Origin of the sequence: Streptomyces spiroverticillatus (assembly GCA_014650415.1) — a bacterium.
GTDB lineage: Bacteria > Actinomycetota > Actinomycetes > Streptomycetales > Streptomycetaceae > Streptomyces > Streptomyces spiroverticillatus.
Genome location: BMUX01000011.1, coordinates 82,242 through 107,679, shown reverse-complemented (window position 1 = coordinate 107,679; position 25,438 = coordinate 82,242). Strand labels below are relative to the sequence as shown.

General features: G+C 72.2%; 23 protein-coding genes. 9 read left to right on the top strand and 14 right to left on the bottom strand.

Translation table 11 applies throughout. From position 1 onward, the window contains the following. Nucleotides 1–131: 131 nt before the first annotated feature. Entirely contained in the window at nt 132–4,001 is a 3,870-nt protein-coding gene (locus IE269_RS27135; protein ID WP_189825791.1) for an endo-alpha-N-acetylgalactosaminidase family protein, read from the bottom strand. Between the two features lie 249 nt (nt 4,002–4,250). Between IE269_RS27135 and IE269_RS27130 the strand changes: the two genes are divergently transcribed. Then, nucleotides 4,251–4,862, top strand: coding sequence for a YceI family protein (locus IE269_RS27130; RefSeq protein WP_189825790.1), 612 nt, complete (start codon nt 4,251–4,253; stop codon nt 4,860–4,862). A 137-nt stretch (nt 4,863–4,999) separates the two neighbouring features. Further along, complete coding sequence (locus tag IE269_RS27125) at nt 5,000–5,263, top strand: hypothetical protein (protein WP_189825789.1); 264 nt, start codon at nt 5,000–5,002, stop codon at nt 5,261–5,263. Nucleotides 5,264–5,299: 36 nt separating this feature from the next. Here the strand turns inward: IE269_RS27125 and IE269_RS27120 are convergent, their stop codons facing one another. From IE269_RS27120 to IE269_RS27085, 8 genes are all read right to left on the bottom strand, one after another. Further along, the gene (locus IE269_RS27120) at nt 5,300–6,673 is read right to left on the bottom strand and encodes a hypothetical protein (protein ID WP_189825788.1); all 1,374 of its coding nucleotides are present in this window, start codon (nt 6,671–6,673) and stop codon (nt 5,300–5,302) included. A gap of 48 nt (nt 6,674–6,721) precedes the next feature. Continuing rightward, entirely contained in the window at nt 6,722–8,737 is a 2,016-nt protein-coding gene (locus tag IE269_RS27115) for an ABC transporter ATP-binding protein (protein ID WP_189825787.1), read from the bottom strand. Further along, the gene (locus tag IE269_RS27110) at nt 8,727–9,143 is read right to left on the bottom strand and encodes a lasso peptide biosynthesis B2 protein (RefSeq protein WP_189825786.1); all 417 of its coding nucleotides are present in this window, start codon (nt 9,141–9,143) and stop codon (nt 8,727–8,729) included. Before IE269_RS27110 ends, IE269_RS27115 begins: the two co-directional genes overlap by 11 nt. Beyond that, entirely contained in the window at nt 9,140–9,415 is a 276-nt protein-coding gene (locus IE269_RS27105; protein ID WP_189825785.1) for a lasso peptide biosynthesis PqqD family chaperone, read from the bottom strand. Before IE269_RS27105 ends, IE269_RS27110 begins: the two co-directional genes overlap by 4 nt. After that, complete coding sequence (locus IE269_RS27100; RefSeq protein ID WP_308436985.1) at nt 9,412–11,382, bottom strand: asparagine synthase-related protein; 1,971 nt, start codon at nt 11,380–11,382, stop codon at nt 9,412–9,414. Before IE269_RS27100 ends, IE269_RS27105 begins: the two co-directional genes overlap by 4 nt. A 30-nt stretch (nt 11,383–11,412) precedes the next feature. Further along, nucleotides 11,413–11,532: a keywimysin-related RiPP gene (locus tag IE269_RS27095; protein WP_189825943.1), complete on the bottom strand. Its 120-nt coding sequence runs from the start codon at nt 11,530–11,532 to the stop codon at nt 11,413–11,415. 319 nt (nt 11,533–11,851) lie between these two features. After that, entirely contained in the window at nt 11,852–13,510 is a 1,659-nt protein-coding gene (cimA, locus tag IE269_RS27090) for a citramalate synthase (protein WP_189825784.1), read from the bottom strand. A 381-nt stretch (nt 13,511–13,891) separates the two neighbouring features. Next, complete coding sequence (locus IE269_RS27085) at nt 13,892–15,115, bottom strand: PD40 domain-containing protein (RefSeq protein ID WP_189825783.1); 1,224 nt, start codon at nt 15,113–15,115, stop codon at nt 13,892–13,894. Between the two features lie 144 nt (nt 15,116–15,259). On the opposite strand from IE269_RS27085, the gene IE269_RS27080 reads away from it, so the two are divergent. Together IE269_RS27080 and IE269_RS27075 are read left to right on the top strand one after the other, a co-directional pair. Then, nucleotides 15,260–16,084, top strand: a complete 825-nt coding sequence (locus IE269_RS27080; RefSeq protein ID WP_189825782.1) for an endonuclease/exonuclease/phosphatase family protein — start codon at nt 15,260–15,262, stop codon at nt 16,082–16,084. Beyond that, a complete protein-coding gene (locus IE269_RS27075; protein WP_189825781.1) occupies nt 16,081–17,247 on the top strand; it encodes an amidase in 1,167 nt (388 codons plus the stop codon). The genes IE269_RS27080 and IE269_RS27075 overlap by 4 nt, the downstream gene beginning before the upstream one ends. A 161-nt stretch (nt 17,248–17,408) precedes the next feature. Here the strand turns inward: IE269_RS27075 and IE269_RS27070 are convergent, their stop codons facing one another. The 3 genes from IE269_RS27070 to IE269_RS27060 form a co-directional block, all read right to left on the bottom strand. Continuing rightward, nucleotides 17,409–18,500 (bottom strand): branched-chain amino acid aminotransferase, encoded by a 1,092-nt coding sequence (locus IE269_RS27070; protein WP_189825780.1) that lies wholly within the window; start codon nt 18,498–18,500, stop codon nt 17,409–17,411. 247 nt (nt 18,501–18,747) lie between these two features. Next, nucleotides 18,748–19,791 carry a 3-isopropylmalate dehydrogenase gene (locus tag IE269_RS27065; RefSeq protein ID WP_189825779.1) on the bottom strand — a complete coding sequence of 348 codons (1,044 nt, stop codon included), beginning with the start codon at nt 19,789–19,791 and terminating at the stop codon, nt 18,748–18,750. 86 nt (nt 19,792–19,877) lie between these two features. After that, nucleotides 19,878–20,030 (bottom strand): hypothetical protein, encoded by a 153-nt coding sequence (locus IE269_RS27060; RefSeq protein ID WP_189825957.1) that lies wholly within the window; start codon nt 20,028–20,030, stop codon nt 19,878–19,880. 336 nt (nt 20,031–20,366) lie between these two features. Between IE269_RS27060 and IE269_RS27055 the strand changes: the two genes are divergently transcribed. Continuing rightward, nucleotides 20,367–20,753 (top strand): PadR family transcriptional regulator, encoded by a 387-nt coding sequence (locus IE269_RS27055; RefSeq protein WP_189825778.1) that lies wholly within the window; start codon nt 20,367–20,369, stop codon nt 20,751–20,753. Then, nucleotides 20,753–21,499 (top strand): hypothetical protein, encoded by a 747-nt coding sequence (locus tag IE269_RS27050; protein ID WP_189825777.1) that lies wholly within the window; start codon nt 20,753–20,755, stop codon nt 21,497–21,499. Before IE269_RS27055 ends, IE269_RS27050 begins: the two co-directional genes overlap by 1 nt. A 13-nt stretch (nt 21,500–21,512) precedes the next feature. Here the strand turns inward: IE269_RS27050 and IE269_RS27045 are convergent, their stop codons facing one another. Continuing rightward, nucleotides 21,513–22,067, bottom strand: coding sequence for a GNAT family N-acetyltransferase (locus tag IE269_RS27045; protein ID WP_189825776.1), 555 nt, complete (start codon nt 22,065–22,067; stop codon nt 21,513–21,515). Between the two features lie 100 nt (nt 22,068–22,167). Between IE269_RS27045 and IE269_RS27040 the strand changes: the two genes are divergently transcribed. Genes IE269_RS27040 through IE269_RS27030 form a run of 3 tightly spaced genes read left to right on the top strand, consistent with a single transcriptional unit; the run spans nt 22,168 to nt 24,925 of the window. Next, entirely contained in the window at nt 22,168–22,755 is a 588-nt protein-coding gene (locus IE269_RS27040; protein ID WP_189825775.1) for a CDP-alcohol phosphatidyltransferase family protein, read from the top strand. Beyond that, nucleotides 22,752–23,699 (top strand): phosphatidate cytidylyltransferase, encoded by a 948-nt coding sequence (locus tag IE269_RS27035; protein ID WP_229898264.1) that lies wholly within the window; start codon nt 22,752–22,754, stop codon nt 23,697–23,699. The genes IE269_RS27040 and IE269_RS27035 overlap by 4 nt, the downstream gene beginning before the upstream one ends. Next, nucleotides 23,699–24,925, top strand: coding sequence for a lysophospholipid acyltransferase family protein (locus IE269_RS27030; protein ID WP_189825774.1), 1,227 nt, complete (start codon nt 23,699–23,701; stop codon nt 24,923–24,925). The genes IE269_RS27035 and IE269_RS27030 overlap by 1 nt, the downstream gene beginning before the upstream one ends. Here the strand turns inward: IE269_RS27030 and IE269_RS27025 are convergent. Further along, the gene (locus IE269_RS27025; protein ID WP_189825773.1) at nt 24,903–25,340 is read right to left on the bottom strand and encodes a hypothetical protein; all 438 of its coding nucleotides are present in this window, start codon (nt 25,338–25,340) and stop codon (nt 24,903–24,905) included. The genes IE269_RS27030 and IE269_RS27025 overlap by 23 nt on opposite strands. Between the last annotated feature and the right edge of the window lie 98 nt (nt 25,341–25,438).

Genomic DNA, 25,438 nt, shown 5'->3' with positions numbered 1-25,438 from the left:
GACCCTGCACAGAACCATGTCGGGAAGCGAGGGAATCGCCTGCTCCTGGCGGGTCGGCGTTGTAAAGGTTCAACAAAGGCCGCCGGTGTGGTGTGCGGCACTCGCCGGAGCGGCGCCGCACACCACGCGTCTCAGCCGCCGCAGTGGAAGCGGGCGCTCCCCCAGTCGGCGTGGTCGTTGCCGGGTCCGTCGCCGCCGTCGCCGGTCACCAGGTCGACGTACTTCGCTCCGGTGACGTCGGCGGTGAGCGCCCAGCCCGGGTCGGCGCCCTTGAGCACCGGGGACTTCACCTTCTCCGTACCGTCGGCGAGGACGCTGAACTGTACGCTGCCGCGGCTGCTCTGGACGTCGTCGAGGCCGACGGAGGCGGTGAAGGAGGTGCACTTGCCGCCCAGGTAGTAGCGGATCCTGCCGGGTGAGGCGGTGCCGAGCCCCTTCGCGTGGGCGACGCCGTTGAGGGTGATCGGCTTGCCGTCGCCGGGTGCGGTCTCGCCGTTGGACATGTCCTTCTCGGCGGGGCCCCAGCCGTTGTCCATGGTCGTCCAGTCCAGGTCACTGGCGTACGTGTCCTGGACGGGCGGCGGCGGCAGGGTGCGGACGCTCGCGGCGGCGGCGAGCTTGCGGGCGGTGCCGCCGACCGCGTACGAGGCGGCCGAGGTCAGCTCGTACGGCTGGTACTTGGCGTCGACCGGCGGGGTGACCTGCCAGCTTCCCGTGACCTTGGCGCCCGGGTCGACGGACGGGAAGGCGACGGGCCCGGCGGGCTCGGCGGTCCAGCCCTCGGGGAGGCCGAGGGTGAGCTGCACGTCGGTGGCCGCGGTCGCCTCGTTGTTGGTGAAGGCGGCCGTGACCTGGTGCTTCTGGTCGGGCTCGAAGGCGCCGGGGGCCGGGGTCAGGGCGAGGGTGCCGCAGGCGGCGCGCTCGGGGGCCGGGCCCAGGTCGGTGACGGTGAAGTCGTCGAGGACGAAGTCGGCGCCGTCGGGTGCGCCGTCCTTCTTGCGCAGCCCGACCCAGGTGTCGCCGCAGCCCGCGGTGACGGTCTCCAAGAAGCGGGCGGTGGTGCGCTGTTCGGCCAGCGGGGTGCGGCGGGTCTCGACGGAGGCGGGCTTGCCGTCCGCGCCGATGCGGTCGTAGCCGGTCACCCACTCGTAGGAGCCGGAGTGGCTGGTCTGCCGGTCGAACTCGACCTTGTACCGGTGGCCGTCCTTCATGGGGACGGTCCACGGCGCGGTGCGGTAGACGAGCCCGTCGTTCTCCTCGTGGGACTTCAGGGACTCGGCGCCGCCGAGGACGTCGTCGATGCGCTTTCCGTTCCAGCCGGCCTGGGTGTACGGGGCGTTCTTCTGCGCGACGTGGGTGCGGGGGTCGGTGTCGCCGCCCGCGTCGCCCTTGAGGAAGGGGCCCCAGCCCTGGTCAACGGCCTCGAAGTCCTCGTGGACGAGGGCTCCGGGCTTGGTCGCGGGGGCGTTGGCGAGGAGGCGGACGTCGTCGATCCGGACCCGTACGTCCGAACTCGCCCTGTCCGTACGGACGGTGAGCGTGTCGGATCCGCCGCGTGCGGTGAAGTTGACCTTGGCGCGCTGGAAGTAGGTGCCGTGCCAGTCGTTGGCGGCGGTCTGCTCCTTGGCGGTGGAGCGCTCCACGACGACGTCCTTGCCGCCGATGCTCAGGGTCGTACGGCGCTCCTTGCCGGGCTGGACCTCGATCCAGGCGGAGGCGGTGTAGCGCTGCCCCGGCTTGAGCCCGGTGATGCGCTGGGAGAGGGCGGCGGGGGCGGTGCCGGAGAGGGCGGCGCTGTTGCGGCCCTGGTCGTCGCTGTCACGGACGGCCTTGCCCGTGGTGCGCCAGTCGGCGAGCTTCGCGTCGTTGAAGCCGGGGTCGGCGACGTGACCGCCCTCGCCCCAGTTCGCGTCACGGGTGGCGGGGGTGCGGCCGGCCGGGTGGAGGACGTACGGCTGACCGGCTTCCGCCCGGAGGGTGACCTTGCCGTCCTTGACGGGGACGGTGGCGGTCTTCACCCGGCCGTTGTCGGTGAGCTTGCTGACGGTGAAGGAACCGGCCCGCTGGAAGGCAGCCGGGACGTCCCACGTGGTCGTCCCTCCGGCCTTGTTGTAGTGGTACAGCTTCTTGTCGCCGTCCCACGGGAGGAGGTAGTTCGCGCCGTCGAGGACCTTGGCGTCACCGACGTAGAAGGCGCGCCTGCCGTTCTCGACGGTGCCGCGCACGCCGCCGGTGAAATCGATGCGGTCCTTGTCCCAGTGCTGGATCTTCTGGTGCTGGAGGAACTTGGCGGGCAGGTTGCGCTGCCAGACGTTGTCGTAGAAGGCGTTCCAGTCGGTCTCGCCGGTCCAGCCCTCGAACTCCTCGATGGCGGTCTGGCCGAGGATCGGGTGGTCGTTCCAGATGTCCTTCTCGCCGTTGCGGATGAAGCGGATGATCTGCGAGTTGAGGCCCTTGTTGGTCTTGCCGCCGTAGTTGAGGTCGTTGGCCCAGTGCGACCAGAGCGAGGCGTGCTCGAACTTCTCCGCCCACTCGGTGCCGACGTTCCAGCCCTGCTTCTGGACGGCCTGGAGGGTCTTGTCGGCGATCCAGCCGTGGGTGTAGTAGACGTCGATGTAGAGGAAGTTGAGGTTGCGGTCCGTCTCGTCGCGCAGTTGCTGGAAGCGCTTGGCGAGGTCGCCGCTGTTCACGTCGCGCCGCTGGTCGATGTAGTAGCTCTGGTTGAGCCAGTTCCAGCCCGGCTTGGTCTTGTCGACGAGGGTCTCGTTGAAGTTCTTGGCCTCGGGGTACGACTCGGTGGCGTTCACGTGGACGCCGAAGGTGGCGCCCCACTTCTTGCCCGCCTTGAGGAGCTTGTTGAGGTCGGTGAGGCCGCCGGCGCGCTTGTTGTAGTTGCCGCCGTAGTCCGGGTGGGCGGAGTCGTGGCCCTCGGACCCGTACCCCTTGAGGACGGCGAGCTGCCCGAGTCCGTCCGTCGCCTGCGAGACGCGCTTGACGTCGTCGAGGGTGCGCAGGAAGGGGTGGGTGGCCTGGCTGGCGAAGTTGAAGGGGATGTGGGTGACGACCCGGTCGGGGGTCTCCTTCGACCCCGGGGCCTCAATCCCGACGGACCGGAAGGCGATCGCACCGTCCTGCCAGTCGACCTTCTTGTCGCTGTTCGCGTCGGGGGTCACGACGACCTTCGCCCAGGGCAGGTCCTTGCCGCTCTCGGGCTTCGGCGCGCCTTCTCCCCGGTACGTCCACTGGCCCGACCAGACCCCGACCCGGACGGACCCGTCCTCGCCCTTGGTCGCCCGGTGCCAGAGGCGTGCGCCGTCCCGGCCGCTGGCCCCGCTCGGCTTGTCGTACGAGGAGTTGGACTCGACGGCGGCGGCGAGGGCCCCGGTGTTCACGATCCCGTACGAGGCTCCGACGGGGGCGGCCTCGACGGGCGTCGCGGCGGTCACCTTCCCGAAGACGTCGGCGGTGCGGGTGGAGTCGGGGTCGAGCCGGGTGAACGCGGTCTCCGCACCGGCCTCCCCGCTGCCCACCGACACCAGGTCGTGCCCGGGTATGTCGAGCGTCCCCACCCGGAACGCCTCCGTGTCGCGGATCGCCGTCACCCGGAAGGTGGTGGCCCGGCCGCGCACGGACAGCGTGGCGTCGATCTCGACGCCGGGGAGGGAGGGCACGAGCAGGGTGTACGAGGCGGAGTCGGCCCGCATCCGGGGTGCGGCCTTGGCCTGCACGGGGCGGGCGGTGCCGTTCAGGACGATTTCGGTGACCGGCTTCGTGCTGCCAAGGAGCCGGGCACCGCCCGCGCGCTCGGTGTACGAGAGAACCCGGGGGAAGTCCTTGGCCACGGTGACGGTGAGCTGCGGGGACTGGATGACGGCGGTGTCGGCGGCGGGGGCCGGGGCGGCCGGTACCGCGGCCGACGTGGGAAGCGCCGGACCTGCCAGCGCGAACACGACGGACGAGGCGGCGGCGACGGCGCACGACGCACGGAATCTCAGCGACATGGGGCTTGAGTAAGCCCGGCCCCAGGAGCCCCGTCAACGGAAACGGACCCCACGGGTCCCGGCAGTCCAACAACCCCGTTCGGGAAGTCCAAGCGGGGTTGTAGGACTGCGGTCCCGTTCGGCCCGGCTGGGCCGAACGGCTGAATTCCGACCGCCACGGACCGTGGAAGTTGAAACTTGAACATCATCGCGCTATGGTCATCTCAGTTGAAGGTTCAACAAACAACTTCTCGTCTTCAGGAGGACGTCATGGGTCTCTTCGGCCGCAACAGCAACACCCCCGCCGCCACCGCCGCTCCGGCCGCCGTGGACCCGGCACTGGCCGCCCTGACCGGCGAGTACACGGTCGACGCCAGCCACACCCGGATCGGCTTCACCGCCCGCCACGCGATGGTCACCAACGTCCGGGGCGCCTTCACCGACCTCGACGGCACCCTGAAGCTGGACGGCTCGAACCCGTCGGCCTCGGAGGCCTCGATCACGGTCCGCATGACCAGCATCGACACGGGCTCCGACGACCGCGACAACCACCTGCGCAGCGGCGACTTCTTCGACGTGGAGACCTTCCCGGAGATGACCTTCCACTCCACCAAGGCCGAGCAGCTGGGCGGCTCGGACTACCGGATCACGGGCGACCTGACCATCAAGGACACCACCCGCCCGCTCTCCATCGACCTGGAGTTCAACGGCTCGGCGACCGACCCCTTCGGCAACGAGCGCGTGGGCTTCGAGGGCAGCGCGACGATCCTGCGCTCCGAGTGGGGCCTGACCTGGAACGCGGCGCTGGAGGCCGGTGGCGTGCTGGTCAGCGACAAGATCAAGCTGAACTTCGACATCTCGGCCATCAAGAACGCCGGCTGACCCGGGCACCCTCTGTCCGGGCATTGCGGCCACAACGCCAAAATCCTGGACAAATCCTTCTGACGTGCGGGAGCGGCGGTGTCAGCTGACACCGCCGCTCCCGCATGCCGGGAAGTCCAGGAAGGCGGGAAGGCCGAGTGAAACGCGCGCAGGGCCGCAGGCGAGGGCGCGCCTCATGGTGGCCGGTCACCGGGCACCACTTCCTTCTGGCGGCCATGGGCTGCGGACTGGGCTTCACCGGCGCCCTCCTCGCCCTGACGAGCGGCGCCTTGCCCCTCGGCCAACGCGTCCTCGACTTCCTGGGCGCCCTTGCCCTCGGAATCGTGTCCCTGCGCTTCCTGGCTCGCTGCATCCAGGAGTTCACCCGGAGATCCGATCTCCGACGGCGGACGCGGAACTGAGGGCACGCAACGTCTCGCAGGGCCGTCCCGGGAGGGTCAGAAGCTGCCGCCGCCGAAGTCTCCGCCTCCGCCGAAGTCGCCGCCGCCCCCGAAGTCCCCTCCGCCGCCGAAGTCGCCGCCATTGAAGGCCGAGGTGTCGAAGTCGGAGCCCGAGACGTCGCCGCCTTCGAAGCCCGCGCCCGGGTCGTCGAAGCCGGTGCCCGCGCCGTACTCGGACGCGTAGGCCGGGGTGGAGAGCATCGAGCCGAGCATGGTGCCGACCAGGAGGCCGGGGAGGATTCCGCCGCCGAAGTAGCCGCCCGCCCACGGGCCGTAGGCCGGGCCCGCGTCGTAGTAGGGGCGGCGGCCGTCGGGGGTGTCGACGGTGCGGACCGCCGGGTCGAGGCCGTCGGACAGGCGGGCCGCGTCGGCCGCGCAGACCGGGACCTCGCGGGGTGCGCCGCCGGACGGGGTCCAGGTGGCGTCCGTGACGGAGGGGCCGTGGCGGGGGTCGAAGAAGCACGGGGAGCGGCGCTCGGGAAGGGGCTTGCCCGTGCGGCGGGCGTCCAGGACGGCGAGGGAGTAGCGGCCGTCTTCGAGGGCCTCGGTGACGCCTCGTACGTCGGCGGGGTGACGGACCTCCGCCATGCGGGACTTGGCGGTTTCGTACAGGTCGAGGGCCTTCTCGTAGTCCGTGCGCATCTCGTCCGTCGCGCCCGGCTCGGAGGGATGGAAGTCGAGGCGGTCGAGTTCCTCTCCGTACGCGGTGATGTCCTCGTCGACGACGACCGTCAGCTTGCGGAGGGATTCGAGGCGCTCTTCCTCCTTGCGCTTGCGGCTGCGGCGGACCAGGGCGACGCCGCCCGCGCCCGCGATCACCACGGCCGCGCCCACTCCGATCAGTGCGCCCGTGCTGATGCCGTCGTTCGAGCCGCCGTCCCAGGAGGCCGGGGCGTGGCCCTGGATCTGCGGGAGGGCCTGGTCGACGAAGGTGTTGAGCTGGGTGGCCGCGTCCAGGCCCGCGGGGGTCTTGGCCGCCGTGACCAGGTTGCGGACCGAGGCGCGGGGCAGGGCGCGCGGATCGGCGCCGGCCTCGAAGCCGTCGCCGAGGCGGACCGCGTAGACGCCCGTCACACCGGTCGCGTTGCGGAGGTTGCCGCGGACGGTGGTCGGCGGGAAGTCGGGGGTGCGCGGGAGGACCGCCACGAAGAGGGGCTTGTCGGCGTCCTTGATCTTCTTCGCGAGGGCGTCCTGGTCGGCCTGGGAGAGCTGGCTCCTGGCCTCCGGGGCCACGTACACCGGGCCCTTCTTCAGGGCGTCGCCCGCCTCCGTCGTACCGGTCGCGGCAGCCGCGGCCGACGCGAACGGGAGAAGCAGCAGGAGCGTCGATCCCGCGAGGGCGGATATGACGGAAAGCGGCCTGTTCCTCATATGTTCGAATTTACCCGATGGGGATCGGGCACGGAGGGCGACCGGTCGTCACCCCTTCGTCAGCACGCGCTCCGTGGCGAACTGGGTCGCCGCCAACTCCCCGTACAGGGCGTCCGACTCGACCAGTTCCGCGTGCGTGCCGACCGCGCGGACCCGGCCCGCCTCCATGACGACGATGCGGTCGGCCCGTACGACCGTCGAGAGGCGGTGGGCGATCACCAGGACCGTGGTGTCGGCGGCGAGTTCGAGGATCACCTCGCGCAGGCGTTCCTCGTTGACGGCGTCGAGCTGGGAGGTGACTTCGTCGAGCAGGAGGATCGCCGGTTTGCGGAGCAACGCCCTTGCCAGGGCGATGCGTTGGCGTTCGCCGCCGGAGAGGGTGGTGCCGCGGTGGCCGACCTGGGTGTCGAGTCCTTCGGGGAGGCGGTCGACCAGGTCGGTGAGGCGGGTGCGGGTGAGCGCGTGGGCGAGTTCGACGGTGGATGCGTCGGGTGCGGCGAGCAGGAGGTTGTCGCGGAGGGTGCCGGCGAGGACGGGGGCGTCCTGTTCGACGTAGGCGAGGGCGGCGCGGAGTTCGGCGAGCGGCCAGTCGCGGATGTCGCGGCCGCCGACGGTGAGGGTGCCCGCGTCGTGGTCGTAGAAGCGTTCCAGGAGGGCGAAGACCGTCGTCTTGCCCGCGCCGGAGGGGCCGACGAGGGCGGTCAGGCCGCCGGGGGGCGCGGTGAAGGTGATGCCGTGGTGGGCGGGGGCACGGGTGTCCGCGTAGGCGAAGGCGACGTCCTTGAACTCGATGCCGAGGGGGGCCGGTTGGCGTTCCGGCTTCGTCGCGTACGTGTGGGTCTCGCCCGGCAGGGACTCGATCTCGTCGATGCGGCGGACGGCGGCCAGGCCGGTGTTCAGGCCGGTCCAGCCCTCGGTGAGCTGGCTGAGGGGGGCGAGCAGTCCGAAGACGTACAGGAGGAAGGCGACCAGCGCCGAGACCTCCATCGCACCCGACACCACGCGTGCGCCGCCGACGCCGAGCACGGCGAGGAAGGCGAGCTGCGTGGCCAGGAACATCGCGACCTCGGAGGCCGAGGTCCAGCGGGCGACGGTGATTCCCCGGTCGTGCGCGGTGCGCGCGGCCCCGCCGATCGCGGCGGCCTCGCGGTCCTCGATGCCGCTGGCCTTGACCGTACGGAACGCCTGGAGGGCGCGGTCGAGCAGCGAGCCCATCTCGCCGACGGCCTCCTGGGCCTGGAGCTGGGCGCGCTGGATGCGCGGCATGAGGAGGGCGAGGACGGCGGCCGAGAGGAGGAGGACGAGGGCGGTGACGGAGAGGAGGAAGGCGTCCACGACCGCCATCAGGACGATCGTGCCGATGAGGGTGAGGGCGCCGGACGCGGCCTCGACGACGCTGCGGGAGAGGACGGTGTGCAGGAGGGTCGTGTCGCTGGTGGCGCGGGAGAGGAGGTCGCCGGGGGTGAGGCGGTCGACGGCGGCGACCTTGAGGCGGAGCAGGCGGGTGACGAGGCTGCGGCGGGCCCGCAGGACGACGGCTTCGCCGGTGCGGGCGAGGAGGTAGCGGCCGAGGGCGGCGAGGAGGGCACCGGCGACGACGACGGCGAGAAGGGCGAGGAGGGGGCCCTTGGCCTGGGCGGCCGCCCCTCCCCCGTAGGCCTCCACGGCGTACTTGGCGGCCATGGGCATGGCGAGGCCGGCGGCGGAGCCGAGGAGGGAGAGGAGGGTGCCGGTGAGGAGGAGGGGGCGGTGGGGGCGGGCGTGGGCGAGGAGGAGGGTGAGGGGGGTGCGGGACTTGCCCGGGGCGGGCGGGGCTCCGTCCGGGGTGCGGCCGGTGGCGGAGGCGGGGCGGGGGTGCTCCGGGGTGGGCCCGGAGCGGGCGGGGCCGCCCCCCTTGCCCGCCCGTTCCGCCCCCGGGGGGCGGCCCCGCCGCCCAAGGGGGGCTGGGGTGGCTGCATCGCGGCCATGGGGGGCTGGGGTGGCTGCGGCGCGGCCATGGGGGGCTGGGGTGGCTGCGGCGCGGCCGTGGGGGGCGGGGGTGGCTGCGGAAGCCTCAGTCGGCACCCGGGCCGACCTTCATCAGGGGCCGGAAGTCCGTCACGTTCTGCTCGCCCACCGTGCGGCCCCCCGCCGAGACCCACGCGTGCGGCTGGAACGGCGGCGCGTTGCGGACCCCCGCGTGCCACTCGGGGAAGGTTCCCGACATCCGGCACACCAGCGAGATCGCGATCGAGCGCGGCAGACACCCGTACCACCCCGCGCACTTGCGGCTCGTCGCCACGACCCGTTCGTACGTTTCGAGCGTCTGGTCGTACGAGGCCGGCCGCGCCCCCGTGCTGACCAGCGCGAGGACCTTCCGCAGCCGTCCCGGCTTCAGCTTGGCCAGCAGCAGCGCCGCCCCGATCGCCGCGCGCAGGCGCACACCACCGGGGCCCGCCCCGCGCCGGGGCATCGTCATCTCGGTGGTCATCGGCGCGCCCCGGCCCGCGTCACGATCTTCGCCTTGACCAGCTGGTCCGTCAGCTCGGCGACGTCCGCCTCGACCTCCGCCCGCTCCACCTCGTACTCCGCGAGGAGCTGTTCGACGGCGTCGGACGGCGAGCGGCCCTCGGCGATGGCGGTCACGACGAGCGTGCCGCACTCGTTGAGCTGCCAGTACGTGCCGTCCTTCTCGTCCAGCAGGACGCCCCCGTACTCGGTGGTGGTGACGGCGATTCCCTTGCGGAGCTGCCACTCGCTCATGTGCGTGCCTCGCTGTTCTCGGTAGGGGCCCAGGCGTCCTGCGCGGTGCGCAGCCAGGTCTCGCAGGACACGGTGGAGTCGATGGGGTGCTGCTGGAGCAGCGGGGAGTACGGGTCGTCGGCGAGGCGGCGGAGCTGGTCGGCGTCGATCAGTCCCCGCTCGGCGAGGACGGATCCCGTCCACAACTCCCGCAGGTCCGCGGCGTGTTCGCGCAGGCCCTGGATGTCGTCGGCGGACATGTGGTCCTTGGTGGTACGGGCAAGGAGCTCGTCGGGGACGACCCCCCGCATCGCCTCCACCAGCAGCGGCTTGTACCGCCAGGGGACGACGCGGTCCTCGACCCGTACGGACATGACCGCCTCCACGACCCTGTCGTCGAAGAAGGGCGCGGCGACCGGCAGCCCGAGGCCCGCGCCGAGGTCCTCCATGGCCTGGAAGTAGCGGGCACCGAGGCGGACGGTGTCCAGGTCCATGTGCCGGCCGGGGCGCGGCGCGATGGGCTGTGCCCGGACGGCCGCCGCCCGGAACTCCTCCCGGATCAGGTCGCGGGCCTTGTCCGTGAACCAGGGCCGCATCGCCTGCCGCATGCCCCAACTCACCTGCGGGGTACGGGAGTCGGCGGTCGCGGTGTCGATGAGCGAGCCTGCGAGCCAGTTGCCGAAGGAGGGCGGGAAGAGCATGCCGCGCAGGGTCGGCAGCAGCGGCCAGCCGGACTGGTGGCGCAGGGCGCTGATGCGGTTCCATGCCTTGAGGGGCTTGCCCGGCAGGAGGTCCTGGCAGGCGGAGGCGAGGCCGTTGAAGAGTTCGTCGCCGCCGTAGCCGGTGAGGTGGTACTCGGAGCCGGTGGCGGCGGCCCGCCCGAGCAGCATCGCGGCGCGGGCCCGCGCGGGGGCCACCGGGAAGGGTTCGTCGAGGAGTTCCCCGGCGGTGGCGCGCAGGTCGGCGTAGAAGAGGGGGGCGTCGTCGGCGGGCACGAGGGTGTGCTCGATCTTGCGAGCGGAGCCCGGGTCCTCGCGCACGGAGCCCACGTCCTCGCGTACGGAGCCCAGGTCCTCGCGCGCGGAGCTCAGGTCCTCGCGCGCGGAGCCGAGATCCTGGCGCGCCAGTTCCACCCCCTTCTCTGCCCAGAACTGGTCCTCGGAGCGGTCGTCCCGGGCGGCGACGGTGAGCAGGACGGTGTCCTGCGCCCCGGCCCGCTGGGCCAGGAAGGTCACGGACGTGGAGTCCATGCCGCCGGAGAGTTCGCCGCTGACGCGGGTACGTCCCTGAAGGTGCGCGGCGACGGACGCGGCCAGCGCGGCTGCCACCAGCGGGGCGCCCTCGGCCATGGTCAGCCGGGGCACCGGGGGCTGCCACCAGCGTCGTACCGAGAAACCGGGACCCGACCCGGAACCGGCGCGCAGCAGCAGCGCGTACGCCGGGTCGATCTCCTCGACGCCCTGCCAGACGGGGCGTTCCCGCAGCGGGTGCGGGACGAAGTCGAGGAGGCGCAGCGCGAGCGCGCCGTCGTCGAGGGCCGCGCCGGTGAGGCGGGCGAGGGCGGCGGGCCGGTCGGAGGCGACCCGGCCGCCGGCGTGGGCGGCGTGGTAGACGCGGCGGTGGCCGGACGCGGTGCCCCGCACGCAGGTCTCGTCGCCGATACGTGTCACCACGTGGCCGAGACCGGGCAGTTCGGTGAGCCGGCGGTGCAGGTCGAGGGTGTCGCGGGCCGGGCCGAGCACGGCCTCGAGGCGCGCGGCGGGTGTCTTGTTCGGGCCGATCAGCACCAGGGCGTCGTCGCCCCGGGTGACCTGGACCAGATTGCGTACGAGCAGTCGCGCGAGGATCCACGGACGGCCCGACGGGTGGGCAACGGTCTCGAAGGCGCCCGCAGGGGCCGCCGAGCGAAGATGCCCGGCCGCCGCCTCGCCTTCATCGGTGTCCGGAAGGACGACAAAGAAGTCACGCAGGCTCTCGCGGCCGGGCATCTCCATCACTCAGTTACCGGTTTCCGCAGCTCAGATACAGAGCCGACGGGACCAGAACTCCTTGCACGAGGCATAGAACATGCCCGCGGTCTTCTTGCTGAAGTCGCCCTGGTTGAACAGCGACGGCTTGACGTAGGTCTTCTTCATCATCGTCACGTCCTCTCCGTAAGTAGGGGTGCACTGAGTAAGAAAGCGACTGTGACGGATGTGCACGGTGGGAACCGTGTGGACTCCGTGACGGCCGGGGACAGTTGATCCGCTTCCCGAACTCTTGTGCACCCCCGGACCCCGGAGATGGCTTGATCAACCTCACACGTGACGAGTTCACCCCCCTTGACCGAGGGTGAACGAGCGCTTACTAGTTGCTCATTGAACCTAAATCGGCCACGCGGACGGGTTTCCGGTCACTCCGACGGGTCACTCCGACGGGTCGCTGCGGCGGGCCACTGCGTCGGATCACTCCCTCGGATCACTCCGTCGGTTCGACGCCCGCGCGCAGCAGTCCGTAGGTGTACGCGTCCTCCAGCGCCTGCCAGGACGCCGCGATGACGTTCTCCGCGACGCCGACCGTCGACCAGTCGCCGCCCGAGTTGCCGCCGTCGCCGGTGGTGATGAGGACGCGGGTGGTGGACTCAGTGCCGTGGGTGCCCTCCAGGATGCGGACCTTGTAGTCCACCAGCTCCAGCTTGGCGAGCTGCGGGTAGATCCGCTCCAGGGCCACCCGCAGCGCCCGGTCCAGGGCGTTGACCGGGCCGTTTCCCTCGGCGGTCGCGACGATGCGCTCGCCCTTGGCCCACAGCTTCACGGTCGCCTCGTTGGCGTGCGTGCCGTCGGGGCGGTCCTCGACGATGGCCCGCCAGGACTCGATGCGGAAGTAGCGGCGGGCGCGGCCCTCCGCCTCCTCGCGCAGCAGGAGTTCGAAGGAGGCGTCGGCCGCTTCGTACGTGTAGCCCTTGAGCTCGCGCTCCTTGACCCGGTCCACGACGCGGCCCACCAGCTCGCGGTCGTCGCCGAGTTCGACGCCCAGCTCCTTGCCCTTGAGCTCGATGGAGGCGCGGCCGGCCATGTCGGAGACGAGCATCCGGATGCGGTTGCCGACGAGGTCGGGGTCGATGTGCTGGTAGAGGTCGGGGTCGACCTTGATGGCGGAGGCGTGCAGGCCCGCCTTGTGCGCGAAGGCCGAGACGCCGACGTACGGCTGGTGGGTGGAGGGCGTGAGGTTGACGACCTCGGCGATGGCGTGGGAGATGCGGGTCATCTCGCGCAGGGAGCCCTCGGGGAGGACCTTCTTGCCGTACTTCAGCTCCAGGGCGGCGACGACGGGGAAGAGGTTGGCGTTGCCGACGCGCTCGCCGTAGCCGTTGGCGGTGCACTGGACGTGGGTGGCGCCCGCGTCGACGGCGGCCAGGGTGTTGGCGACGGCGCAGCCGGTGTCGTCCTGGGCGTGGATGCCCAGGCGGGCGCCGGTGTCGGCGAGGACGGTGGCGACGACGGCCTGGATCTGGGCGGGGAGCATGCCGCCGTTGGTGTCGCAGAGGATGACGACGTCGGCCCCGGCCTCGGAGGCGGCCCGCACGACGGCCTTGGCGTACTCGGGGTTGGCGCGGTAGCCGTCGAAGAAGTGCTCGCAGTCGACGAAGACGCGGCGGCCCTGCTCGCGGAGGTACGACACGGTGTCGCGGACCATCGCCACGTTCTCGTCGAGCGTCGTGCGCAGCGCCAGCTCGACGTGCCGGTCGTGGGACTTGGCGACCAGGGTGATCACCGGGGCCCCGGACGTCAGCAGGGCGTTGACCTGCGGGTCGTCGGCTGCCTTCGTACCCGGGCGGCGGGTCGCGCCGAAGGCCACCAGCTGGGCGTTGCGGAAGGTGATCTCCTGCTGGGCGCGGGAGAAGAACTCGGTGTCGCGGGGGTTGGCGCCGGGCCAGCCGCCCTCGATGAAGCCCACCCCGAAGTCGTCCAGATGCCGGGCGATGGCCAGCTTGTCCGCGACGGTGAGGTTGATCCCCTCGCGCTGGGCGCCGTCGCGCAGCGTGGTGTCGAAGACGTGGAAGCTGTCGTCAAGGCCCTCTGCGGTGCCTGCGCTCTCTGCGGTGCCTGCGCTGTCTGCACTGCCTGCGGTCGTCATGCGTCTGACTCCTGTCGGGTCCTGGGGTGCACCCCAGGCTGCGGAATGGCTTGCTCCACTTGCCTCCATCTTCGCGTGCGCCTCGTTCCTCGGGCCGGGGTGGGGCCGGAAAACGAAAAAACCCCTCGCGGGTGCGAGAGGTCTGCGCGCGGGTCTGGAGCTCGGTGGCCGCGCCGTACGGGCTGGTGGGCGTACGGGGCGGTCACTGCGGACCGGCGCGCCTGCTGCCGATAATCATGGCGAACGAGGACACGGGGGCAGTCTGGCACAGGACCGCCCCCGCGTCTCACGGTGTCTCAGGATGCGGGCCGCATCCTGACCGGGCTCACTTCACGTGCCCGGATTCACTTGACCTGCCGGGCCCACTCCACCTGCCCGGGCTCACTTCAGTTGGCGTACGAAGAGGTCCCATTCGCCGTTGGTGTCGCCGGGGACGAACTTCGCCTCGTCGTCCGCCCCGAAGACGACGGTCGAGGCGTCCGCGCTCAGGACACTGCCCACCGTCCCCGTCGGCTTGCCCTCGATGTTCGGGCTGGCCAGGGTCGAGCTGCCGGTGGTCAGGTCGCGGACGTACAGCGCACTCTCGTAGCCGCTGCCCACCACGTTGATCAGGGCTTTCTTGCCGTCGCGGGAAATGCCCTGCGCCAGAGTGGTGTTCGTGGGCGTGAGGCCGTCGATGCGGGTCAGCTTCCCGGTCTTCAGGTCGCGGACGAACGCGTGGTAGCCCTTGGTGGGCGGGCCGGGGACGAGGTTGGTGGCCAGCGACGTGAAGGTGACCTTGGTGCCGTCGCCGCTGATCAGCGCGCCGCTGGACTCGTAGTCGGCCGGGGCCCCGTTGTGGGTGGTGTCCGCCTGGACCCTCTTGCCGGTGGTGCGGTCCCAGACGTAGAGGTCGCTCCAGTCGCCGCCGACCGGGCCATTGGCGTACGCGTCCTGGTAGACGACCTTGGTGCCGTCGTCGCTGATCGCGGCGACGCCGCAGGAGCGCTGCCAGTGGTTCGGCTTCTCGCTGATCCGTACGGTCTTGCCGGTCTGCCGGTCCAGCAGATAGACCCTGCCGCCGTCCCCCGCCCCGGCCGGGGTGGCGTCCGTGGGGTGGGCGTCGAGAGCGACGTAACGCCCGTCGGCGCTGATCGGGGCGGGGCCGTCGGCCCGGTAGGCGTCCGAGAGCTTCGGGTCGAGGCGGACCGTCTTTCCGGTGGTCAGGTCCCGCAGGTGGAGCGTGTAGACGAAGTCCGCGTCGCGGGCGGTGAAGGTCAGGTAGCGGCCGGTGGAGCTGAGCCGCGGGCCGGACGCCTGCTTGCCCGGCACGGACACCCGCACGAGCGCGCTGCTGCCCGGCCTGCGCACGAACACGTCCTCGGTGTCCGGGGTGTCCCCCGCGACCAGGTTCGAGGCGTCCGAGCTGAAGGCGATGGTCTTCCCGTCGGCGCTCAGCACGGGGCCGCCCGACGACTTGTCGGCCTGCGCACCCCCGGGCCCGGTGCTGAGCTTCTCGGTGCGCGGGGCGAGCGGGCCGGCGGAGGCGGAGGCGGCGGGCAGGGTCAGGACGGTGAGGGCGGCGACGAGCGCCGCGCCGAGTGCGGTGCGTGTTGCGGCGTGCATGGTGGAACTCCCCGTATGTGTGCGGTTGTTGTGCCGTACGGGACACAAGACGCGCACGCACCGCGATCGGTTCGCAGCCCGGGCGGCGTTGTCCGAATTCCGGTGCCCGGCCACCGGCGCGGGGCGTGCCGGTAGGTTCGGCGCATGCGCGTACTGACATGGAATCTGTGGTGGCGGTTCGGCCCGTGGGACGCCCGCCGGAAGGCGATCCTGGACGTGCTGCGGGAGCAGCGGCCGGATGTCGTCGTCCTCCAGGAGGTGTGGGCCAACCACCGGGAGAACCTGGCCGATTGGCTGGCGGACGAGCTGGGGCTCGCCCACTGGACGTGGGTGCGGTTCGAGGAGCCGCACCACTGGCAGCGGCGCACCGACGGCGACGCCTCCGACATCGGCGTGGCCGTCCTCTCCCGGTGGCCGATCGGCGCGCGGGCGTCGGTGCGGCTGCCCGCCGACGGGGCCGTCGACAACGGCCGGATGGCGCTGTACGCACGGGTGGACTCGCCGGACGGCCCGGTGCCCGTCTTCACCACCCACCTGAACTCCGCCGTGTACGACTCGGCCACCCGCTGCGTCCAGGTGCGCGCCCTGCACCGCTTCGTGGCCGAGCACCGGGGCGACGGGCCCTTCCCGCCCGTGATCGCCGGGGACTTCAACGCCTGGCCCGACTCGGACGAGATCCGGCTGATGGGCGGCTACAAGACCGCCCCGCCAGTACCGAAGCAGGTCTTCGTGGACGCCTGGGAGTACGCGGAACCTGGCGCTCCGTACGCCACTTGGGACGCCGGCAACGGCTACCACACGCCCGGCCCGAGCACCCGGATCGACTACGTGTTCCTGGGCGTACCGGGCCCCGGCGGGCTGGGCGCGGTGCGGTCGGTGGCCCGCTTCGGGCACGAAGCGGTGGACGGGGTGTGGCCTTCGGACCACGCCGGAGTACGAGTGGACCTGACGACGGGAGCAGCGGAATGAAGGCCTCGGAGCTTGCCCAACTGGACGCCGATATACGGGCGTTCGTGACGTACACCGACCCGCCGCCGGTGTCCGCGCCCGGCCCCCTGAGCGGGATCGCCGTCGGGGTCAAGGACATCATCCACGTGGACGGCATGCCCACCGGCGGCGGCTCGGCCCTCCCGCCCGAGGCCCTGGCCGGACCACAGGCGACGATCATCACCAGGCTGCTGGCGGCGGGCGCGTACGTGGCGGGCAAGACGGTGACCGCCGAATTCGCGATCCTGGCCCCCGGCCCGACCCGCAACCCGCACAACCTCGCGCACACTCCCGGAGGCTCCAGCAGCGGCTCGGCGGCGGCGGTCGCGGCCGGAATGGTGCCGCTGGCCGTGGGCACACAGACCGTCGGCTCGATGATCCGCCCGGCCGCCTACTGCGGAGTCGTCGGCTTCAAGCCGACCCACGGCCGCATCCCGATCGACGGCGTGATCCCGAACGCCCCGTCCTTCGACACGCTGGGCCTGTACGCGCCCGACGTGGCCGGGGTCGCGGTCGCGGCCTCGGTCGCCTGCGACGACTGGACCGAGCCCGAGCCGGGACCGCCCGTACTCGCAATCCCCGACGGCCCGTACCTGTCCCAGGCCTCCCCCGAGGCCCTGGCCGCCTTCGCCGAACACGTACGCATGCTGCGGGACGCCGGGTACGAGGTGCGGCGGGTGCCCGTCATGCCGGACTTCGACGCGATCCGCCGCCAGCTCTTCACCATGAACCGCTACGAGGCGGTACGGTCCCACGCCCCCTGGTTCGCCACGTACGGCCACCTCTACCGGGAGGAGACCCTGGCGGTCCTGCGCGAGGGCGAAGGGATCTCCGATGCCGCGTACGAGGCGGCTTGCGCGGCCCGGGAAGGTTTCCGGGAGCGGCTCGCGGAGTCGGCACGCTCGGCCGGGGTCGACGTCTGGGTGACCCCGGCGGCCCCCGGCCCGGCTCCGGCGTCCCTCGCGACGACCGGCAGCTCGGTGATGTCCCTGCCGTGGAGCAACGCGGGCCTGCCGTCGCTCTCCCTCCCGGCGGGGAGGGCGGCGAACGGGCTGCCGCTGGGGGTGCAGTGCGTGGCCGGGGCGGGTGAGGACGAGAGGTTGCTCGCCTGGGCGGCGGGCTTGGCCCCAGTGCTGCCGGGCTAGCTCGACCGGTGTCGGGGGTGCGGGCAGGGGGCGGTGCCGGGGCGGGCCCGGAGCGAGGGGGCCGCCCCCTTGCCCGCCCGTCCCGCCCCCGGGGGGCGGCCCCGCCGCCCAAGGGGGCGGGGCGGAACCGAGAGGCCCCGGCCCGCACTCCCCCGCACCGATTACGCCAGCTCGTGCATCCACCCGTGGGTGTCCGCCGCCGAGCCCGTCTGGATCTCCAGGAGGGCCTTGCGGAGGGCCATCGTCACGCGGCCCGGCTCGCCGTCCGCCGTGGTCCACTCGGCGGAGGCCGACTTCACGTGGCCGACGGGGGTGATGACCGCCGCCGTGCCGCAGGCGAAGACCTCCGTGAGGGCCCCGGACTCGGCGTCCGCGCGCCACTGGTCGGTGGAGATGCGGCCCTCGGAGGAGGTGTAGCCCAGGTCACCGGCGAGCTTGAGGAGAGTGTCGCGGGTGACGCCCGCGAGGAGGGAGCCCGTCAGCTCCGGGGTGACGATCTTGTCGCCGTACACGAAGTACAGGTTCATGCCGCCCATCTCCTCGACCCACTTGTGGTCGAGCGCGTCCAGCCAGACGACCTGGTCGCAGCCCTTCTCGGCGGCCTCGGCCTGCGCGAGGAGGGACGCGGCGTAGTTGCCGCCGGTCTTGGCGTAGCCCATGCCGCCGGGGACGGCGCGGACGTAGTTCTCCGAGAGCCAGACGGAGACGGGCTTCACGCCGCCCGGGAAGTAGGCGCCGGCCGGGGAGGCGATGACGATGAAGAGGTACTCGTTGGCGGGGCGGACGCCCAGGCCGACCTCGGTGGCGATCATGAAGGGGCGCAGGTAGAGGGACTCCTCGCCGCCGTGCGGCGGGACCCAGGCCTCGTCCTGCTTGACGAGTGCGTCGCAGGCGGCGATGAAGGTCTCGACGGGGAGTTCCGGCATCGCCAGACGGTGCGCGGAGGACTGGAAGCGCTTGGCGTTGGCCTCGGGGCGGAAGGTGGCGACCGAGCCGTCGGGGCGGCGGTAGGCCTTGAGGCCCTCGAAGATCTCCTGCGCGTAGTGCAGGGTCATGTTCGCCGGGTCGATGGAGAGCGGGGCGTACGGCACGAGCTGGGCGTCGTGCCAGCCGCGGCCCTCGGTCCAGCGGATGGTGACCATGTGGTCGGTGAAGTAGCGGCCGAACCCGGGGTTGGCGAGGATCGCCTCGCGCTCCGCTTCGGACAGCGGGGTGGAAGAGGGCTTGAGCTCGATCGTCGTGGGCGTCGTCATGAGTGCGTGTCCTTCACCGGTTTGTTTGGAAGTGGGCCGCGTCACGCCTTCCGTCACAACTAGGACGTCCGAGCTTCCTCTCATACCGCGACCCTGCGTTCGATTATCGCGCGCGCAGGGGTGGGTACGAAATGGGGTCTTTGGCGTGGGGTGCGGCCCAGGGGTCGATGGTCGCACCCGGGGCCGGAAAAGGAACAGCCGCCGGGTGTCGGTTCCCGGCGGCTGCTTCAGGGGTGACAGTCGCCGGTCAGCCCGCTACTCGGGCCGCGAGCGCGTCGCCGATCTCGTCCGTGGTGCGGACGACTGCGGGGGTGCGCTCGGCGAGGTCGGCGGAGACCGCCTCTTCGATACGGGCGGCCTCGGACTCGTGACCGAGGTGGCGGAGCAGGAGTGCGACGGAGAGGACCGTGGCCGTCGGGTCGGCCTTGCCCTGGCCCGCGATGTCGGGCGCGGAGCCGTGCACGGGCTCGAACATCGACGGGAACGCGCCCGTCGGGTTGATGTTGCCGGAGGCGGCCAGGCCGATTCCGCCGGAGACGGCGGCGGCGAGGTCGGTGAGGATGTCGCCGAAGAGGTTGTCGGTGACGATGACGTCGAAGCGCTCCGGCTGCGTGACGAAGAAGATCGTCGCGGCGTCGACGTGCAGGTAGTCCGTGGTGACGGACGGGTACTCGGCGGCGATGCGGTCGAAGGTGTTCTTCCACAGGTGGCCGGCGTAGACGAGCACGTTGTTCTTGTGGACGAGGGTCAGCTTCTTGCGCGGGCGGGCCGCGGCGCGCTCGAAGGCGTCGCGGACGACGCGCTCGACGCCGTACGCCGTGTTGAGGCTGACCTCGGTGGCGACCTCGGCGGGCGTGCCGGTGCGCAGGCTGCCGCCGTTGCCCGTGTAGGGGCCCTCGGTGCCTTCGCGGACGACGACGAAGTCGATCTCCGGGTCGCCGGCCAGCGGCGTCGAGGTGTTCGGGAACAGCTTCGACGGGCGGAGGTTGATGAAGTGGTCGAACGCGAAGCGCAGCTTCAGGAGCAGACCGCGCTCCAGGACGCCGGACGGGACCGAGGGGTCGCCGATCGCGCCGAGGAGGATCGCGTCGTGCTGCTTGAGCGCGTCGAGTTCCGCGTCGGGAAGGGTCTCCCCCGTGCGGTGCCAGCGCTTGGCGCCGAGGTCGTACTCCTTGGTCTCCAGCTTCACGTCCTGCGGGAGTACGGAGTTGAGGACCTTCAGGCCCTGGGCCACGACCTCCTGGCCGATGCCGTCACCGGGGATCACTGCGAGATTGATGCTGCGAGACATGTCCGGGACCCTACTCCGCGTCCCAGGGGATGACACGTCGCGTCCGCCATGTGGACGCGACGGTCACCCTGCCGTCCCGCGGAGGCTCAGTGGCCGGTCTCGCCGCCGTTGTCGCGGCGGTCCAGGGCGCGCTGGAGGGCGGCGGCGGCCTGCTTGCGGTCGGCCGCCTCGGCGGAGCGGGAGGAGTGGCGGACGCGGCGGGCGGTGGTCGCGTGCATGGTGATCGAGGTCTCGGACATGAGGGATCGACTCCTTCAGAAGCATGCAGAAGTGAATTGAGTGCATGAGGGGATTGCTGCATCTGTGAGGCGCCGGAATGAGGCGGGGGGCGGGTGCGGCAGGGGTTGCCTGCTTCGGGGCACCGGCCCGCGGCCGCCATTCGCTGATGGAGCGAGACGTTCGGCTTCTACAAAGCTAGGGCAGGTACGGGCAGCTGTCTCCACAATTACTCGGACTTCCTACTATCTGAGACGCGATCATGCGTGACCCCTTGCGGCGCTTGATTCGACATCGCCAGCTAGCTCGCTCCGCCCACTAGGTTGCATTCCTACCTAGGTGGTGGTGTCATGTTGCGCATGGCTGCCACGAACCGCCCCTCGGACCGCACACCGGACCGGACCCCCGATCGCAGATCGAGCTGGCTCAAGGGAGTCCTCGACCTCCTCGTCCTCTCCTGTCTCACCGAGGGCGAGAGCTACGGGTACGAGATCTCCAAGGCCCTGGCCGGGGCCGGGCTCGGAGACATCAAGGGCGGCACGCTCTACCCGGTCCTCAACCGGCTGGAGGAGGCCGGGTACGTCGTCGGCGAGTTCCGCGCCGCCGAGCGCGGCCCGGGCCGCCGCTACTACCGCCTCACGGGTGAGGGACGGACCGCACTCGCCCACCAGACGGACGCCTGGCTGGACTTCCACGCGTCCGTGCGCACCACGCTCACCGCATCGCTCAGCACGGGGGAATCATGATGACTGCCAACGACACCTACTTCGACCGGCTGGGTACGGCCCTGCGCGCCGCCGGGATGTCCGGGGACGAGGCCGCCGCGACCGTCGCCGATCTGTCCGCGTACGTCGCGGACGGCGACGGCGTGGACCCGGTGGAGGAGTTCGGGGCGCCGGAGGAGTTCGCGGCGCGGCTGACCGGCGGCGGGCCCGCCGAGGGCCCGTCGGCGCAGGCCGAGGTCTGGAAGTGGACCTGCGACCTCTACAACGACCGCAAGCTGCTCAACCAGTACGGCGACCAGGGCTGGGAGGTCGAACGCATCGACCGGGTGGGCCGGTTCGTGTGCCGCCGCGACCCGTCGGCCGCGCTGCGCTGGGAGTACCGGCGGGAGATCGCCAACAACGCGCAGGAGCGGGCCGCCCGGATCGCGGAACTGGCCCCCGAGGGCTGGGAGCCGAGCGGGCACTGGCTCTTCTCCCTCTACTTCAAGCGCCCGAAGGCGGCCAGTGCGGGCCCGGCGGCCGGTCTCGACGTACTGCCGGAGACTCCGGCCGAGCGCGTCCTGCTGGGGGTGCGCATCCGGAAGCTCATGCTGTTCACCGCCCTGATGGCGATGCTCTTCGCGGTCCTCGTCACCACCGGCTTCGTCGACGTCACCAGCCCCTCCTTCCTGTACGCCCTGCCGGTCGCGCTGGCCGTGGGCGGGGGCCTCGGCTACTACGGCACCCGGCGGGACGCGCGCGCGGGCGTGGAGGACCTGGAGAAGTAGGAGGCCCCCGGCGTCACAGCACGTCGCCGTCCCGCCAGTCGAAGAAGAGCGTGGCGTCCGGGTCGGGCAGCGTGCGGCCCAGTGCGGGGCGTACGTACGTCGTGCCCTCCTCCTCCGGCAGGGGTACGACACCGGTCGGCCCCAGCGCGGCCAGGCCGCCGGGCCACACCCGCCAGCCCCGGCCCGCGTAGAGCGCGGCCCCCGCGTCGGACGCGGAGAGGGCGCCGAGGACGTACGCCCGGTCGACCAGCTCCTCCAGGGCCGCCATGATCCGCCCGGCCAGACCCTGCCGGCGGGTGTCCTCGCGTACGGCCACGGCCTCGACGTAACCGATCCGCAGCGAGTGCCCGCGGTGCAGGACGCGGCGCGGGACGAGGCTGCCGTGGGCGAGGACCGTGCCGTCCCGGGGGTCGGTGATCAGGGCGTGCATGCCGCCGAGCGCGTGGTCCCAGTCCTCCTCGGCGAAGTCGCCGTCGAAGGCGGCGTCGAGGAGGGCGCGGACCGCGGCGAGTTCGGCGGGGTCGAGGTGGGCGGTGTGGGCGAGGCGCGGTGCGGCGTACTCAGTCATGCGCAGCACTCTCGCAGGCCCCGTGCGTGACAGGTACTCAGGCACCGTTTGAGTAGCTGTGCCGTGTCGTACGGCCGCGCCCCGCACCAGAGTTGGGGCCATGTCCACGAAGACCTCACCCGGGCTGTACGCCCTGAAGCCCTGGTACGCGGCCCGGTTGTCCGGGGTGCGCGGCGCGCTGGCCCGGCGCGGCACCTCACCGGACGCGTTGACGGCGGCGGGGGTGGTGTGCGCGGCCGGGGCGGCTGCGGTACTGGCCTGGCTGCCCGCGCCCTGGGCGGCGCTGCCGGTGGCGGCGCTGCTCGCGGCCCGGCTGGCCTTCGCGAACCTGGACGGGGCGCTGGCCCGCGACACGGGCCGTACGACCCGGCGCGGCGCGCTCCTCAACGAACTGGGCGACCGCGCGGCCGACTTGACCGTCCTGGCGGGCTTCCTTCCCCTCGCCCCGCTGTGGCTGGTGGCGGTCGCCGCACTGGCCGCCACGCTCCCCTCCTGGGTCTCCCTCGCGGGGGCGGCGGCGGGTGCGGAGCGCCTGAACGGCGGCCCGGTCGGCAAGACGGAACGCTGCCTGCTGGTGGTCGTGGCGGCGGCGGTACCGGGCTGGGCCTTCGGGGTGCTGGTGGTCCTGGCCGCGGGCTCTGCCCTGACGGCCGTGGTGCGCTGCGCCCGTCTGTGGAGGTCGCTGTGAGCGCGGGGGTGCCGGTGCTGGTGGCCGGGGTGCTCACGGTCAGCGGGGCGGCGCTCGCTTTCGTCCCGTCCCGGGTACGGATGCGGGCCGAGCTGTGGCGCCGCTGGCGGACCTGGGCCCTGGCGGCCCCCCTGTACGTGGGCGCCCTGTGGCTCGGCACCCCGGGCGCGGTCGCGCTGGCGGCGGGGCTGGGAGTGGTGGGGGTCCTGGAGTACGGACGGATGGCGCTTCCGGGACGGGTCGAACAGGGGGTTGGGGCTGGGGGTGGGGCTGGGGGTGGGGCTGGGGCTGGGGGTGGGCGGCCCACCTCCCCGGAGGACCGCCCCACACCGCCGCCTCACCGAAACCTCGACCTCCTCCCCCTCACCGCCGCCGCCCTCACCCTCCCCCTCCTCGCCACCCTCGCCCCGAGCGCCCTCGACCTCCGCGCCACCGCCCTCCTCCTCGTCGCCGCCGCCCTCCCCCCACTCCTCACCGGCGACGCCGACCACGGCTTCACCCGCACCGCCCGCAGCGCGTTCGGGATGCTGTGGATCCCGGTGCCCCTCACCGGCCTCGTCCTCCTCGGGCAGGACACCGCCCTGGCGATCGGCCTCGCGGTGGCCCTCGGGGACGTCGGCGCCTGGTGCGGCGGCACCGCCCTCGGCCGGCACGGCCCGCTGGCCCGCCGCCTCTCCCCCGTCTCCCCGAACAAGACCTGGGCCGGAGTCGTCGGCTGCGGGGCGGCAACTGCCGCCGCCCTCGCGGCAGTCGGCGCCTTCACCCCCGCCCTGTGGGCCGCGGTCCTCCTCGGCTGCCTGCTGGGCGACCTGCTCGAATCCCTGGTCAAGCGGGAGTCCGGCGTGAAGGACGCGGGCTCCTGGCTGCCCGGCTTCGGCGGCCTGCTCGACCGCATCGACTCCCTGCTCCTGGCCCTCCTGCTCGCGATGGCGGTGACTCTGTAATGCGTACGAGTGGTACGACGCGCCCGACCCTGACCGCGAAGGACCTCACCGTCCCCGCCCCCCGCCGCACCCCCGCCCTCCTCCGCCGCGCCCTGTGGTGGGGCCTCCTCACCCTCACCGGCGGTGTCGAACGCCGGGGAAGGCTCCCCAAGGGCGGCTGCGTCGTCGTCGCGAACCACTCCTCGCACGCCGACACCGCCGCCCTGCTCGCCGCCCTCGACGCCCGGCACACCCCGGCGATCGGCGCGGCGGCGGACTACTGGTTCGCCTCCCCGTGGCGCAGCCGGATCTGCCGCCGCCTCGCGGCAGGCTTTCCCGTACGCCGCAAGGGCGGTGGCATGGACGACCTCCTCGCGATGAGCGACGACCTGCGGGCGGGCCGCGCGGTGGTCCTCTTCCCGGAGGGCACCCGCACCGACAAAGCGGAAGCGGGACCGGGCTCCTTCCACCGGGGCGCGCTCCTCCTCGCCGAGCACGCGAACGTCCCCGTCGTCCCCGTCGGCATCGCGGGCACGAACCGCCTGCTCCCCAAGCACGGCAAGCTCCGCTCCGCCCTGGTCCGCATCCGGATCGGCGACCCGCTCCCGTCGACGGCCACCCCGGAGCAGGCCCGCGAGGCCGTGGCCGCACTCCATCGACGTACGAACGACGAAACCCTCCGGGACTCGGTCGTACGCCGCCGGATCGCGGCCGTGGCGGCGTCCCGCTGGGGACTGCCGCTCGCCTTCCTCTGGGCGGGCGCCGAAGCCCTCAGCTGGCCGCTCATGCCCGAACTCCTCCTCGCCGTGGCCTGCGTGGCCGCCCCGCGCGCGGCCCTCAAGCTCTCCCTCACCGCACTCGCGGGCAGCCTCGCCGGAAGCCTCCTCGCCCTCCAACTGGCTGCTTCCGGAACCCAGTTGCCCGCCCCGCTCACCACCGACCGGATGCACACCACCGTCCGCACCCAGCTCGCCGCCGAGGGCGCGGCGGCCATCCGCCACCAGCCCTGGAACGGCATCCCCTTCAAGGTGTACGCGGCGGAGGCGGGCCGCGCAGAGGTCCCGGCCGGCGACTGGCTCCTGGCCTCCGCGAAGGCGCGCGGCACCCGCACGCTCGCCGTGGGCCTGGGCTTCGCCGCCTTCGGCCTGCTGATGCGGCGCTGGCGGCGCTTCTACCCGGGCTACCTGGCGCTGCTGGGAACGGGCTTCGCCCTCGGGCTCACCCTCATCGTCCTCGGCTGGACCTGATCCGCTCCGAGGAGAGGGAGACCCGGTGCAGGTACGCCCCGGCGAGATGACTGCGCCACAACTTCAGCGCGGGGTAAGGGGGTTGACCGGTCAGGGCCTCCTGCACCTCGTCCTGCGGATACCCGAGAACATCGACCCCGTCGAGGACCACCGGCGCGGCGGCGGGCTCCAGGGGCGCATGCACCGCCCGCTGAAGGTCCACGACGTCCAGACCGTGCCCGTGCGAGCCCCCGACCAGCAGCTCCAGCCCCTCGTACACGGCCCCGAACGACCACTCCAGCCCGCACACCCAGCTCTCACGCACATCGCACAGCGTGGCGACGGCCCACTGGGCATCCCGCTCCGCCATGCCGAAAACAAGCGTCCCGGCACCGCGCGGCAGCACCAGCCCCCGGTCCGGCAGAATCTCGAACACCGCTGCACCTTCGCACGGTTGACGACACCTCCGCATCAGGAAAGCTCCGCCCCGCCCCGGACCGCCCGACACCCCCGCCCACATGTTCGTTTCCGCAC

Excerpts from the sequence above, each read along its gene's own strand:
- IE269_RS27135 (WP_189825791.1), bottom strand. The coding sequence starts at position 4,001 with ATGTCGCTGAGATTCCGTGCGTCGTGCGCCGTCGCCGCCGCCTCGTCC.
- IE269_RS27130 (WP_189825790.1), top strand. The coding sequence starts at position 4,251 with ATGGGTCTCTTCGGCCGCAACAGCAACACCCCCGCCGCCACCGCCGCT.
- IE269_RS27120 (WP_189825788.1), bottom strand. The coding sequence starts at position 6,673 with ATGAGGAACAGGCCGCTTTCCGTCATATCCGCCCTCGCGGGATCGACG.
- IE269_RS27110 (WP_189825786.1), bottom strand. The coding sequence starts at position 9,143 with ATGACCACCGAGATGACGATGCCCCGGCGCGGGGCGGGCCCCGGTGGT.
- IE269_RS27105 (WP_189825785.1), bottom strand. The coding sequence starts at position 9,415 with ATGAGCGAGTGGCAGCTCCGCAAGGGAATCGCCGTCACCACCACCGAG.
- IE269_RS27100 (WP_308436985.1), bottom strand. The coding sequence starts at position 11,382 with ATGCCCGGCCGCGAGAGCCTGCGTGACTTCTTTGTCGTCCTTCCGGAC.
- IE269_RS27095 (WP_189825943.1), bottom strand. The coding sequence starts at position 11,532 with ATGATGAAGAAGACCTACGTCAAGCCGTCGCTGTTCAACCAGGGCGAC.
- cimA (WP_189825784.1), bottom strand. The coding sequence starts at position 13,510 with ATGACGACCGCAGGCAGTGCAGACAGCGCAGGCACCGCAGAGAGCGCA.
- IE269_RS27085 (WP_189825783.1), bottom strand. The coding sequence starts at position 15,115 with ATGCACGCCGCAACACGCACCGCACTCGGCGCGGCGCTCGTCGCCGCC.
- IE269_RS27080 (WP_189825782.1), top strand. The coding sequence starts at position 15,260 with ATGCGCGTACTGACATGGAATCTGTGGTGGCGGTTCGGCCCGTGGGAC.
- IE269_RS27075 (WP_189825781.1), top strand. The coding sequence starts at position 16,081 with ATGAAGGCCTCGGAGCTTGCCCAACTGGACGCCGATATACGGGCGTTC.
- IE269_RS27070 (WP_189825780.1), bottom strand. The coding sequence starts at position 18,500 with ATGACGACGCCCACGACGATCGAGCTCAAGCCCTCTTCCACCCCGCTG.
- IE269_RS27065 (WP_189825779.1), bottom strand. The coding sequence starts at position 19,791 with ATGTCTCGCAGCATCAATCTCGCAGTGATCCCCGGTGACGGCATCGGC.
- IE269_RS27060 (WP_189825957.1), bottom strand. The coding sequence starts at position 20,030 with ATGTCCGAGACCTCGATCACCATGCACGCGACCACCGCCCGCCGCGTC.
- IE269_RS27055 (WP_189825778.1), top strand. The coding sequence starts at position 20,367 with ATGGCTGCCACGAACCGCCCCTCGGACCGCACACCGGACCGGACCCCC.
- IE269_RS27050 (WP_189825777.1), top strand. The coding sequence starts at position 20,753 with ATGACTGCCAACGACACCTACTTCGACCGGCTGGGTACGGCCCTGCGC.
- IE269_RS27045 (WP_189825776.1), bottom strand. The coding sequence starts at position 22,067 with ATGACTGAGTACGCCGCACCGCGCCTCGCCCACACCGCCCACCTCGAC.
- IE269_RS27040 (WP_189825775.1), top strand. The coding sequence starts at position 22,168 with ATGTCCACGAAGACCTCACCCGGGCTGTACGCCCTGAAGCCCTGGTAC.
- IE269_RS27030 (WP_189825774.1), top strand. The coding sequence starts at position 23,699 with ATGCGTACGAGTGGTACGACGCGCCCGACCCTGACCGCGAAGGACCTC.